The 11,589-nt window shown below is 71.2% G+C and carries 11 protein-coding genes and 1 pseudogene; 7 read left to right on the forward strand and 5 right to left on the reverse strand.

Going from position 1 to position 11,589, the window contains the following annotated elements; genetic code table 11:
• From D7V93_RS45205 to D7V93_RS26390, 6 genes are all read left to right on the forward strand, one after another.
• Window positions 1–246 (forward strand): hypothetical protein (locus tag D7V93_RS45205; protein WP_158623860.1); only part of this gene is annotated, 246 nt, incomplete at its 5' end.
• A 234-nt stretch (window positions 247–480) separates the two neighbouring features.
• The gene (locus D7V93_RS26370; RefSeq protein ID WP_120646026.1) at window positions 481–843 is read left to right on the forward strand and encodes a DUF3175 domain-containing protein; all 363 of its coding nucleotides are present in this window, start codon (window positions 481–483) and stop codon (window positions 841–843) included.
• Window positions 844–954: 111 nt separating this feature from the next.
• Entirely contained in the window at window positions 955–1,791 is an 837-nt protein-coding gene (locus D7V93_RS26375; protein ID WP_120646027.1) for a hypothetical protein, read from the forward strand.
• A gap of 28 nt (window positions 1,792–1,819) precedes the next feature.
• The gene (locus tag D7V93_RS26380) at window positions 1,820–2,761 is read left to right on the forward strand and encodes an ATP-grasp domain-containing protein (RefSeq protein WP_120646028.1); all 942 of its coding nucleotides are present in this window, start codon (window positions 1,820–1,822) and stop codon (window positions 2,759–2,761) included.
• Window positions 2,762–2,930: 169 nt separating this feature from the next.
• Window positions 2,931–3,464, forward strand: a complete 534-nt coding sequence (locus tag D7V93_RS26385; protein WP_244237519.1) for a 2OG-Fe(II) oxygenase — start codon at window positions 2,931–2,933, stop codon at window positions 3,462–3,464.
• Window positions 3,465–3,474: 10 nt separating this feature from the next.
• Window positions 3,475–4,695 carry a serine hydrolase domain-containing protein gene (locus D7V93_RS26390; RefSeq protein ID WP_120646030.1) on the forward strand — a complete coding sequence of 407 codons (1,221 nt, stop codon included), beginning with the start codon at window positions 3,475–3,477 and terminating at the stop codon, window positions 4,693–4,695.
• Here D7V93_RS26390 and D7V93_RS26395 read toward each other — a convergent pair.
• On the reverse strand, window positions 4,681–5,244 hold the full coding sequence (locus tag D7V93_RS26395; protein ID WP_120646031.1) for an SRPBCC family protein: 564 nt from the start codon (window positions 5,242–5,244) through the stop codon (window positions 4,681–4,683). The genes D7V93_RS26390 and D7V93_RS26395 overlap by 15 nt on opposite strands.
• A gap of 116 nt (window positions 5,245–5,360) precedes the next feature.
• Entirely contained in the window at window positions 5,361–6,680 is a 1,320-nt protein-coding gene (locus D7V93_RS26400; protein ID WP_244237520.1) for an acetamidase/formamidase family protein, read from the reverse strand.
• A gap of 68 nt (window positions 6,681–6,748) precedes the next feature.
• On the opposite strand from D7V93_RS26400, the gene D7V93_RS26405 reads away from it, so the two are divergent.
• Window positions 6,749–7,519, forward strand: a complete 771-nt coding sequence (locus D7V93_RS26405) for a glutathione S-transferase family protein (RefSeq protein ID WP_120646032.1) — start codon at window positions 6,749–6,751, stop codon at window positions 7,517–7,519.
• Between the two features lie 212 nt (window positions 7,520–7,731).
• On the opposite strand, the gene D7V93_RS26410 is transcribed toward D7V93_RS26405, so the two are convergent.
• The 3 genes and pseudogenes from D7V93_RS26410 to D7V93_RS26420 form a co-directional block, all read right to left on the reverse strand.
• The gene (locus tag D7V93_RS26410) at window positions 7,732–10,803 is read right to left on the reverse strand and encodes an aminotransferase class I/II-fold pyridoxal phosphate-dependent enzyme (RefSeq protein WP_120646033.1); all 3,072 of its coding nucleotides are present in this window, start codon (window positions 10,801–10,803) and stop codon (window positions 7,732–7,734) included.
• 113 nt (window positions 10,804–10,916) lie between these two features.
• The gene (locus D7V93_RS26415) at window positions 10,917–11,375 is read right to left on the reverse strand and encodes an RrF2 family transcriptional regulator (RefSeq protein WP_120646034.1); all 459 of its coding nucleotides are present in this window, start codon (window positions 11,373–11,375) and stop codon (window positions 10,917–10,919) included.
• A gap of 2 nt (window positions 11,376–11,377) precedes the next feature.
• Window positions 11,378–11,589: pseudogene (locus tag D7V93_RS26420) on the reverse strand (2Fe-2S iron-sulfur cluster-binding protein); the annotation flags it as partial.

Raw genomic sequence — 11,589 nt, forward strand, 5'->3', positions numbered from 1 at the left:
GGGGGACTCGTGGCCGCGTCGGTGGGGCTGGGGACCGTGCTGGCGTTCATCGACACGCGCCACTGGTGGCACGCCTCCGCGCTGCTGCTGATCCCGCTCGCCGTGGGCGTGTCGCGGCCAGCGCGCTGGCCCACCGCCGTGCGCCTGGGGCTCGTGGTCTGGGCGGGGATGCTCGAGGTCTCGGTCTGGCATGGCAGCCCGCTCTGGCTCTTCCGCGACCTCAATCGCTTCCTGCGGATGGTCTGAGCTGGATGCGGAACCGGGCCTCATCCCAGACGAGGCCGTAGCGACGCAGGAGCTCCGCGAGCCCGGCCCCCACCGGTGGGCTGCCGCGCCGCACAGGAGGCGAGCAACAACGCCAGGACCACCCCTCGCGGCTTCAGGACCTCCAGCACGGCGCCTCCAGGGGAGGTGGCACATCGGCCGGGGCCGCCGCACGTTTGAAAGGATGGCGCAGACCGCCAAGGACAGGAGGAAGCCATGGCCGCGAAGTCGACCCGCGACAAGACCCGGGGCCACAACACGCCGGGAAGGAAACCCACCACCCCTTCACGCACGCCGAAGCCGCACCGGTGGTCCCAGGAGGTGACGGAGCACAGCAACGCGATGACCCTGGAGGACAAGATCTTCACCAAGTCCCCGAAGGAGCTTGCCCGCTCGGTGAAGCGGTCCGCGGAGAAGAGCCACCGCCGGAAGACCACGCCGTTCCAGGCAGCCATGTCGATGCTGACCTTCTACGGCAACCGCGCCGGCACGAACCTTCCAACGGAGCGCAAGCGCGCACTCATGGAGGCCAAGGAGGAGCTGCGCAAGCTCTACCACCGCCCCTCCAAGGCGACCTGAGCGGCGGCGGGCAGGAGGGGGAGCCCTGGCAGGTCGGCCGGGACTCTCAGCTTCGGAGAAACAAGCAACTCCCGGGTGGGTCCCCGCGATAACTCCTCGCAAAGGACCCCCATGACCAAGATCAATGCCCCGACGGGATTCATCTCCACGCTCAAGTCCGCGCTGAAGAACGCCAGCACCGAAGGCAAGGCGGTGGGCGCACCCGCGGTGAAGAAGGCGCTCAAGGGCGCTGATGCTGGAAAGCTGGACTCGCAGCAGAAGTCGCAGATCCGCGATGCCTTCGAGCGGGTGAAGCTGACCCCGAAGGCCCGTGAGATCGCGGACCGCTTCGTGAAGGGTGACAAGAAGCCGCTCAATCCGCACGACGGCATCAAGAAGATCCGGTCGGACGACCCCATCCGCGGCGGGGGTTCGGGCAGCGGCATTCCGGGCACCGGCATCAAGAAGATCCGGTCGGACGACCCCATCCGCGGCGAGGGTTCGGGCAGCGGCATTCCGGGCACCGGCATCAAGAAGATCCGGTCGGACGACCCCATCAAGGGCCAGGAGCCGGGCACCGGCATCAAGGTCCCCGACGTCATCGTGAAGATCGTCTCCGACGACCCCATCCGCGGCGACGGCCCGGGCACGAGCATCCAGATCCCCGACGACATCGTGAAGATCGTCTCCGACGACCCCATCCGCGGCGACGGCCCGGGCCCTGGCATCCAGTTCCCCGATGACGGCGTCATCGTGAAGATCATCTCCGACGACCCCATCGGCGGGAACAAGCCGCCCGTCTTCCAGCCGCCCGACATCAACGTGAAGCCGCTGTCGGACAGCCCCATTGGCAATGGTGGCGCCGTGAAGTTCCGGATGGATGATCCCATCGGGAACCAGCCGCAGTTCCCGGACCTCAAGCCGCTGGACCAGCGCGTGGTGAAGGTCAAGATGGACAGCCCCATCTGAGCAGCCTGACGGCGAAGTCACGGTCCCCATGGCGCCCTTGAAGAAGAAGGTCGTGATCATTGGCTCGCGTTCGGATGACGCCACCCGCTTCGTCGCTGAAGCGGTGGAGCGCCGGCGCGCGCGAGCCATCGTCGTGGAAACGGACCGGGTGCCCGACTCCGCCACCCTGAGCTGGGAGGACGGCGAGGTGCTCTGGGACGGTGAATGTCTCAGCGACCTGCGCTCGTTCTACATCAAGGCCATCCGCCTCTCGCTCCCGGTCCCCGAGGCAGAGCCCCTGTCCGCGCGCAACTTCCCGCGCTGGCAGGAGCAATACCTTGCCGAGCGGGAGCGCCAGTCGTTCCTCCACAGCGTGCTGCGCTCGCTCAACCGGCGCGGGTGTTCGTTCATCAACCCGCTGGAGGCGGTGGAGCTGCACTACCTGAAGCTGCACCAGCTGGCGCTGCTGCGGCGCCACAAGATTCCCGTGCCCGCGAGCCTGGGCACCGCTTCACCGGACGCGGTGCGGGAGTTCGTCGCCCGCCACGGCGCCGTCATCTACAAGCCGCTGGGCGGCGGCGCGCTCGTGCAGAAGGTGGGCGAGGCGGACCTCACGGACGAGCGGCTGCAGCTCGTGGCCAACTGCCCGGTGCTCTTCCAGGAGCAGATCGTCGGCGACGAGTTCCGCGCCTACGTGCTCGACGGCGAGCCCGTGGCCGCCTTCCGCATCCCCACCGAGGGCGTGGTCGACGCCCGGCAGAACCTGGACAAGGTGACGCCCGGCCGCCTGCCCAAGGAGGCCTGGGAGCTGTGCATCCGCGGCGCGAAGGCGCTGGGCATGGTCTTCACGGCGGTGGACCTGCGCCGGACGAAAGAGGGCGCTTTCGTGGCCCTTGAATTCAACCCCACACCCGCCATCTCCTTCTTCGATGACCCGCGCGACGGAAAAGTCATCACCCGACTCGCCAGCTACCTCGTCGCCAAGGCCTGAGCGCCCCAGCGGCTTCTTCGTCGCGAACTTCGCCGAGAGCGTCTTCGGCACCGTCCGCGCCCCGACGCCGAACGCGTTCCCGCCGTCCGCGAGCAGGTGGACCCGCCTCGCGTCAGCGTCCAGCACGCTGCACGACGCCATCCGCCACGAGTTCGCCACAGGGGGGCGGGTGCCGCACGTCTGCCTCCAGCAGGCGCTCCTGCCCGAGCGCGCCGAGGCCATGCATCAAGCGCTGCGCGAGGCCCGCTTCAAGCGCCACCACCACGGCCCCTACCCGCTGCACATCGCGCCGTTGGATCAGCAGCAGCCCTCCATCCTCACGGAGTTCTGCGCGTGGCTGAAGACCGCCGACAGCGCGGCCTACCACGCGAAGCTCGTGGGCTGGCCCCATGCCCTGGAGACCCGCCAGGTCCAGGTGTCGCGCATGGACGTGGGCGAGCACTTCCCGGAGCACCTGGACACGGAAGAGGAAGGGCTCGCGGTCGTCTACAACTTCACGCGCCCGTGGGAGGAGCGGTTCGGCGGCGTCCTCGCCTTCGCGCACCCCGACGGCGACCGGGACCTGATGCGCGTGCCGCCCCTCTTCAACTCGGTGTTCCTCTTCCGCGCCGTGGGAGCCCGTCACCGCGTGACGGAGTGGACGGCCGCGGCGCAGGGCCACCAGCGCTACTCCATCACCACATTCATCCTCTCGAAGCGATAGGGTTTGCCCCATGAGCAAGACGCCTTCGCGTGGACTGTCCCAGGCAGGGCTCGTCCACGTGACCGCGACCCTGCGGGGCCCCGTCGAGCGCGGCGAGGTGCCCGGCCTCGTCGCCGCGGTGAGCAGGGGTGACGCGGTGCACGCGGATGTGCTGGGCGTGCAGGACCTCCAGTCCGGCGTGCCCATGCGGCGCGACTCCCTCTTCCGCCTCGCCTCCGCGGCCAAGCCCATCACCGCCGTGGCGGCGCTGATGCTGGTGGAGGACGGGAAGCTCCAGCTCGATGAATCGGTGGAGCGGTGGCTGCCGGAGCTGGCGGACCGCCGGGTCCTGAAGTCCCTCGACAGCCCGCTCGACGACACCGTTCCCGCGCACAGGCCCATCACGCTCCGCGATCTGCTGACGCTCCGGTGGGGGCTCGGCGCCATCATGGCCCGGCCAGGCACGTATCCCCTCCAGCGGGCGATGGAGGAGGCCCAGGTCGCCTCCGGCTTCGCGGAGCTTCCGTTTTCGGCCGATGAGTTCATGCGGCGGCTGGGGGCGCTGCCGCTCGCCCATCAGCCGGGCGAAAAGTGGATGTACCACACCGGCTACGAGGTCCTGGGCGTGCTGGTCGCGCGCGTCTCGGGGAGGGGGTTCGGGGACTTCCTCCGCGAGCGCCTCTTCACGCCGCTCGGAATGAAAGACACGGCGTTCAGCGTGCCGGCGGACAAGCTCGACCGGCTGGTGACGCTCTACGCGCCCGCCTCCGACACCGGCAGGCTCACGGTCTCGGAGCCCGGGACGGACCGGTGGTCGCGGCCTCCCCTCTTCGAGTCGGGGGGAGGCCAGGGCGGCGGGCTGGTGTCCACCGCCGACGACGTCCTCGCCTTCGGCCGGATGCTGTTGAACGCGGGCCGCCACGGCGCGCAGCAGCTCCTGTCGCCCCAGAGCATCCAGGCGATGCTGACGGACCAGATTTCGCCCGCCCAGAAGGCCGCCTCGCCCTTCTTCCCGGGCTTCTGGGACGCGTCCGGCTGGGGCTTCGGCGGGAGCGTGACGACACGGCCGGATGGCGTCTCCCCGACGGCCGGGCGCTATGGCTGGGGCGGCGGCACGGGCACCACGTTCTTCATCGACCCCCGGCAGGACCTGGCGGTGGTCCTGCTGACCCAGCGTCAGATGACGGGCCCCGATGACGAGGCCCGCGCACTGGCGTTCTCGAAAGCGGTGTACGCGTCACTGGACGGTTGAGGTGCTCCCGGCGGAGGCCAGGCGCCGCGTGGCGGCGGCGTCCAGGTTGGCGAGCCCCTTCTCGAAGTCCTTGCCGATGAACGTGTCCATGTTCGCGACGAGCGACATCGCCTTGCCCACGAGCGTGTTCGGGCCCTCGATGCTCCAGCTCACCCGCGTGCCGCCCTCTTCAGGCGTGAGCGTGAAGAAGGCCTGGTTCGTGGCGGTGAACGGCGTGAAGAACTCCAGCTTGAGGGCGACGAGCTCCCCGGGACGGCTCTCCTCGATGGTCATGCGCCCGTCGCCCGCCTTGCCGCCGACCCAGGTGTAGCGGGCCCCCGGCCCCGTGGCGGGCCCCTCGAAGGTCTTGCTCAGGCCGGGCGCGAGTTCGAAGCGGTACGGCGTCCACGCGTCGTACTCGCGCAGGTCGTTGATCAACGCGAAGACGACGTCCGGAGGCGCCTGGACGTGCGCGTTGCGTTCGACGCGGAAGTGGTCCGGGCGGGTGGCGATGAAGGCGCCCAGCGAGGCGACGAGGACGAAGGCGGCGAGTGCGAGCTTGATGGCCATGGGGACGGCTCCTGTTGCGAAGTGGCTTCAGCTCCACGTCGAACGAGGCGCCGCGAATTCGACACGCCTTTCTTTTCCGCCCGTGCGTCCCGCCAGACACCTGGAAACAGGGCCTCCTACTTCCCGGCGGGAGAGACGCCCGCGAGCCGCGCCTTCTCCAGCTTCGCGGCGACGCCCACGCTGCGCCCCGCGAGGTTCGCGACGACGTACTGCACGGAGCTGCCGAGCACCTGCGCGCTCTCCGACAGGGTGAGCCCGTAGTCCTGCTCCAGCCACTGCGCCATCCCGGCCGTCGCCGAGCGCAGCGCATCATCCAGCGAGCCCCCCTGCCCCAGCGCCATCAGGTGCGTGGGGGACTCCACCCGGGGCGTCGAGGGCGGCGCCTTGCCGTGCAAGACGTCCACGGTGAACTCGACGTCCATGGAGGTCTCCAGCGCGTACTGCGACGTCTCACCGTCGCCCTGCGCGGCATGCGCGTCGCCCAGGTAGAGCAGCGCGCCGGGCTGCGACACGGGCAGGAAGACGGTGTTGCCCTCCACCACCTCGTTGAAGTCCATGTTGCCGCCGAAGCGGCCCGTGTCACCGGTGGAGAGCGGCGCGGCCCCGAAGCCGGGCGCCACCGCGAGGCCGCCCAGCATGGGGCGCAGCGGGACGGTGAACTGCTTCAGGCGCTCCGTGGGCTTCTCCGGGCTCGCGACGCCGCGTTCCAGGTCCAGCTTCCAGCGCACGGGCTTGCCCAGCTCCGTCGCCTTCGCGGCGAGGCCCGGGTTGAGGGCCCGTCCCACGATGCTGTCCAGGCTGTCCGCGAAGGTCCTGTTGAGCCGCAGGCGCTTGAGCCGGACCACCAGCGTGTCGCCCGGGTTCGCGGTGGCGACGAAGAAGGGCCCGGTCTGCGGGTTGCCGAACAGCGCGCGCGTGAGGCCCTGCGCGTCCATGCCGCCGGAGTCGAGCGTCGTGGTGCGCACCGTGTCCCCCGGCCAGACGGTGAGCACCGGCGTGCGGTGGGCGGAGAACTCGTTGGACCAGGTGGTGGGCTTGAACGTGTGCACGCGCGGTGGGCCCGAGGGGCGCGGGGGCAGCCGCCGGGCCGTGAAGGCATGCGTCGCACGTGACTGGGGGTTGTTGCTGTCCGGGTAGTCGGCGGTGCCGCGCAGCGACTCGCCGTTCACCTTGCCGCTGAAGACATACGTCTGCTTGCGCGCGTCCGTGACGACGAAGCGGAGGTCATTGCCCACGCGCTCGCCTTCCAGCGGGTCGCCGTCGAACACGCCCTTGAGCTGCTTGCCCGCGCGCTCGAGCGTGAGGAGCTGATAGGCGGGGTTGCCCCAGAGGTCGGTCGTCACCACCCACTGCTCCGTCGCCGGGGCCTGGGCGAACAGCAGGGACGGCATGCAACAGAGGAGCAGGACGAGCAGTCGGTTCATGGCGGGGCGCATTGTAGGGAAACCCTCCTGGGACGTTAGGATGCCGCCGCGAAATCGCGTGTGCGTCGCAGGAGAACGTCATGGCGTCCCCCCAGCCCATCCCCCGACTCGTGCTCTGCGAGACGGGTGACCCCGGAGTCCCCGGCCTCGAGAGCTACTCGTCCTACTGCGTGAAGGCGCACCGGGGACTGAAGTACCTGGGCCTGCCCTACGAGCGGCGCTTCGGCATCCCCGCGAGCTTCAAGAAGTACAACCCCACCGGGCAGGTGCCGGTGCTGCTGGTGGCCGACGAGGCCGTGTCGGGCTCCTCCGACATCCTCCGTCGCATCCAACAGCTCGCGGGCCGCACGTTCCACGAGACGGACGACCCGAAGCTCGCCGCGGAGGCCCACATCTGGGAGGAGTACGCGGACACCGCCGTCAGCGGCTTCCTCGTCGCGGCGCGCTGGGCGGATGAGCGCAACTGGCCCCGCGTGCGCGAGGCCTTCTTCCGCCCGCTGCCCCCGCTGATGCGGCCCCTCATCGCGCTCGGCTTCCGCCGCAAGCTCGTCTCCTCGCTGATGGCGCGCGACGTGTGGCGCGCGGGCGAGGCCACCTGCTGGCGCAAGTGGCAGGAGCAGCTGGACGCGCTGGAGCTGCGCTCGCCCACCGACGGCTTCTGGCTGGGCCGCTTCACCGTGGCGGACATCGCCCTCTTCAGCCACCTGCACAGCTTCCGGCAGGAGGAGACACCGTGGCAGCGGGATCAGGTGGCCGCGCGGCCCCGGCTGTCCGCCTGGCTGGACCGCGTGGACGCCCACACCCGGCAGAAGGCCCCGGCCGACGACGTCCCGCGCGCCGTCGCCAGCTAGCCGTCAGCGCAGCCGCTGGCTGAAGGCGCGCAGCCGCTCGCGGGCCTTCAGGAGCTTCTCGCACGGGGTCGCCGTCAGCGCAGCCGCTGGCCGAAGGCGCGCAGCCACTCGCGGGCCTTCGGGAGCTTCTCGTGGGATCGCCGTCAGCGCAGCCGCTGGCCGAAGGCGCGCAGCCACTCGCGGGCCTTCGGGAGTTTCTCGTGGGGTCGCCGTCAGCGCAGCCGCTGACCGAAGGCGCGCAGCCGCTCGCGGGCCTTCAGGAGCTTCTCGCGCGGGATGGAGAACACCGCGCGCACGCGCTCCGGATCGCCGCACCACGCCCCGCCGTTGAGCACCACGTGCGTGTGCTCGTAGACGATGCGGGGCAGGTTCTCCGGCGTGAGCGTCACCCCGTCCACCGCGCGGCCCAGCCACGCCGTCATCCGGGGCGCGAGGAAGAGTCCCCCTGCTTCGGTGGACTCGGCGCGGCCGTCGTCGGGCAGCGCCTCCGCGAGCAACGCGCGCTTCTCCGCGAGGTCGCGCCGCATCCTCGCAAGGTATGCCCTCAGCGCCTTGTGCCGCGCGGGATAGAGGAGCTGCCCGTCCGGGCCCCGGGCATGGGCCGCGTACAGGTACGCCGCCGCGCGCGCGGTGGGCGCGTGCAGCACGCCCGGGGCGCTGTCGCGCAGCGCCGCCACCAGGGCCCGGTCCTTCGTGGCGAGCCAGCCCACGCGCAGGCCTCCGGCGGCGAACTCCTTGGACAGCCCGCCCAGCAGCACCGTGCGCGCGCCGATGCCGGGCACCGCGCCCTCCAGCGTCACCGGGCTGTGCACCGTCTCCGCCGAGGGGTTGGTGAGGTTCACCAGCCCGAAGATTTCATCCGACACCCACAGGCAGCGCTGCTCCACCACGTACGTCGCCAGCGCCATCAACTCTTCATGGGACAGGTAGTGGCCCGTGGGGTTCGCGGGCTGCGACAGCACCACCGCGTCCGGTGCACCGCCCCGCATGCGGCGCGACAGCAGGTGGCCCAGCGGCCCCGACTCCACCTCGCAGCCCGCCGCGAGGAACGTGGGCGCCAGTACGCCGTAGCACGGGGTGACCAGGAACATGCGCGGCACCCGGCCCAGCCGCTGACGCAGCGCCACGCCCAGGTGGTGCATGAGGGGCCAGACGCCAGGGGCGACCACGACGTCGTCCGCGCTGTAGCGGGCGCCGCGCGTCTCCAGCAGGAAGGCGGCCACGGACTCGGCGAGGCCCGTCTGCAGGGAGTCGGCGCGGGGGGCGACCCCGGCCGCGATGAGCCCCTCCACCAGCGGCAGCGGCAGCGGACCCTCGTTCTCGCCGTAGTCCAGGCGCACGAGCTCCGGGTCGTCCTCGCGGAAGAACCGGGGCGCGAACGCGGGCAGCTTCGACAGCTGCGTGATGCGCTTCGCCCGGGGCAGCGGCACCTCGGGCGCGCGGTGCGGGGCCGGAGGCTCGGGCTCCGCGAAGGCCATGCGGAAGGCGAGCAGCTCGGAGAAGGTGCGCTCGTAGAACCACTCCGCGAAGACGCTGATGCGCGAGTACGTCACCTCCGCGGCCACCTCCAGGTCGGCGCGCAGCGGTTCCGGCACGGGCAGCAGCAGCGTCAGCTCCAGGTCCGGCCACACGGCGTTCTTGATGAGGCCGTACAGGATGACGAGGTTGGGCGCGTGCGGCGTCCGGGCGAGGAACTCGAAGAGCGTGCGCGGCTCCACCTCGCCGGTGATGTTGAAGAAGGCGCTCTCGTCCAGCACCACCCAGATGCCGCGCCGGGCCGCCTCCGCCACGATGTCGCGCAGCACCGCGAGGTTGGTGCGCTCGCCCGGCTCCACCGTCAGCAGCACGGCCTTCACGTCGAAGGCGGAGAGCAGGCGGCGGATCTCCTCCAGCGTGTTGTGCGTCACCGCGGCGCGCACCCCCGCCTTGTCCAGCGCGCGGGCGTAGAGCGGGTGCAGGCTGCGCGACACCAGCACCGTGTCGCCGGGGTCGCACATCGCGAGCAGCAGCGAGTAGACGGCCTGCTCGCGCTCGGGCGCGACGAACAGCGAGTCCTCCGACAGCCGCAGCCCGAAGTGGCGGTCCAGGTAGCGGGCCACCAGCCGGCGGAAGGACGCGTCCCCCGCCTCGTGCGCATAGGGCAGGCGCGGCGACTGCGACAGCCGCTCCGCGAGCGCGGCCACGAAGCCCAGCTGCTCCGCGGACGCGGCGCCCAGGTCCAGCTCCTCCTGGAGCGCGGCGATGCCCAGGTGGCGCAGGGACGCGCGCAGGGCCAATGTCTCTCGGGGCAGCGACAGGTGCGCCTCCCACACCGCCACCTCGTGCCAGATGGGGTGGCCGGACTGGAGCCAGCCCAGCGCGGTCGCGGCGCGCAGCGGCTCCGGGCTGTGGGCCTCCATGAAGAACTCGAACTCGCGCCCGGTGCGCTGCTCCAGGGACACCAGCGGACGGATGTCCGTGTCCGCCGCCTGCATCACCCGCCGGGCCACGCGCACGCGGGTGGTGTAGCCGCGCCGGGTGAACATGCGCGCGATGATGGCGCGGCCCGGACGGCCCGCGAGGTTCAACAGCAGGCGCCCTCCGGGGAGGAGCCGCTCCGGGGCCTCGTCCAGCAGCCGCGCGATGAGCCCCAGGCCGAAGTGGTCCTCGTAGACGTTCTGCAGGGACGTGTAGTTGGACAGGTCGTGCAGCGCCTGCTCATCCGCCTGCGCCAGCTCCGCCGGAAGCTCGTCGCCGCGCAGCACCTGGGGGATGCACCCGACGATGAAGTCCCACGAGGGCGCCGCGGGCAGGCCGCGCAGCAGGTCGCTCTCCCCGAAGGACAGCCGGGACACCAGCTGTTCGTCGCCGTTGAGCCACGCGTTGCAGAGCCCCACGGCGGGGGACTGCGGGTTGAGGTCCAACCCCCGGATGCGCGCGAGGCCGGTGAACTTCGCGAGCGCGATGCAGATCCACCCGGAGCCCGCGCCCACCTCCACCAGCTGCTTGCCTGCGTACTCGTCCAGCGGCACCTTCAGCAGTCCCTCCAGGAAGGTGAAGGCCCACGCCTCCGGCGCGAAGATGGACGGGGGGATGAACAGCTCCAGCCGCTCCTGCGACGCGCCCACCGCCACCACCACGGACGCAAGGCGCAGGGGCGCCCCTTCCGGCTGGTCGCGCGACAGCTCCGCCAGCGCGCGCAGCTCCACCAGCGCGCGGGGGCGCTCTTCCGGTCGGGCCAGTGCCTCGGCGAGCGTGCGAAGCTGGAGGAAGGCTTCACGGGGGGAGGCGGGATAGGTGGCCATGGCGCGGGCGACTGTCCGGGCCCGGGTGGCCCCTGTCAACGACGCTCATCCGACGCGCTCCGTCATCACGTCGTCCGAGGACAGTCGCGGACACCCACGCGCACGGGCGGTGATCAGCCCGGGTCCTCCGACGCGCCCGTCGGCAGGAAGAGGTCGGACAGGCCCGGCTTGGAGCGGCGCAGCAGGTCCTCCAGCGTGTACTTGTCCAGCGTGGCCAGGAACGCGTCCCGGGCCTCGGCCAGCACGCCCTTGAGGCCGCACGCGGGCGCGATGGGACAGGTGTTGTGCTCGCGGTCGAAGCACTCCACCAGGTGGAAGTCCGGCTCGCCCGCGCGCACCACCTTGCCCAGCCGGATGTCCCCCGGCGCCCGCGCCAGCAGCACGCCGCCGGAGCGCCCCGGCCTCACCTCCACGTAGCCCAGGCCCGCCAGGGTCTGCACCACGCGCACCAGGTGGTGCTTGGAGATGGCATAGGCGTCCGCCATCTCCTGCGTGGAGGACGGCCTGCCAGGGCGCGCCGCCAGGTACATGAGGACGCGCAGCGCGTAGTCGGCGTGAAGGGTCAGGCGCAAGGTCAGGCGGCTCCGGAGACGGGCTCCGCCCGGGGCGTGCTCGGCAGGAAGGCATCCGCGTGGATGTCCTTCAGCGAGAACCCCGCCAGGAAGAGCTTCTTGCGCAGGGATAGTACCCCTTCGGCGTTGCCGCAGAGGAACGCCCGCCAGCCCGTGGGCCGCTTCGGGAGGCAGGCCCGAATCAGGTCCTCCAGCGCCCCCTCCTCCACCTGTC

The sequence above is a fragment of the Corallococcus llansteffanensis genome (assembly GCF_003612055.1).
Classification (GTDB): Bacteria; Myxococcota; Myxococcia; order Myxococcales; family Myxococcaceae; genus Corallococcus; species Corallococcus llansteffanensis.

Excerpts from the sequence above, each read along its gene's own strand:
- D7V93_RS26390 (WP_120646030.1), top strand. The coding sequence starts at position 3,475 with ATGAGCAAGACGCCTTCGCGTGGACTGTCCCAGGCAGGGCTCGTCCAC.
- D7V93_RS26395 (WP_120646031.1), bottom strand. The coding sequence starts at position 5,244 with ATGGCCATCAAGCTCGCACTCGCCGCCTTCGTCCTCGTCGCCTCGCTG.
- D7V93_RS26380 (WP_120646028.1), top strand. The coding sequence starts at position 1,820 with ATGGCGCCCTTGAAGAAGAAGGTCGTGATCATTGGCTCGCGTTCGGAT.
- D7V93_RS26405 (WP_120646032.1), top strand. The coding sequence starts at position 6,749 with ATGGCGTCCCCCCAGCCCATCCCCCGACTCGTGCTCTGCGAGACGGGT.
- D7V93_RS26410 (WP_120646033.1), bottom strand. The coding sequence starts at position 10,803 with ATGGCCACCTATCCCGCCTCCCCCCGTGAAGCCTTCCTCCAGCTTCGC.
- D7V93_RS26370 (WP_120646026.1), top strand. The coding sequence starts at position 481 with ATGGCCGCGAAGTCGACCCGCGACAAGACCCGGGGCCACAACACGCCG.
- D7V93_RS26375 (WP_120646027.1), top strand. The coding sequence starts at position 955 with ATGACCAAGATCAATGCCCCGACGGGATTCATCTCCACGCTCAAGTCC.
- D7V93_RS26400 (WP_244237520.1), bottom strand. The coding sequence starts at position 6,680 with ATGCGCCCCGCCATGAACCGACTGCTCGTCCTGCTCCTCTGTTGCATG.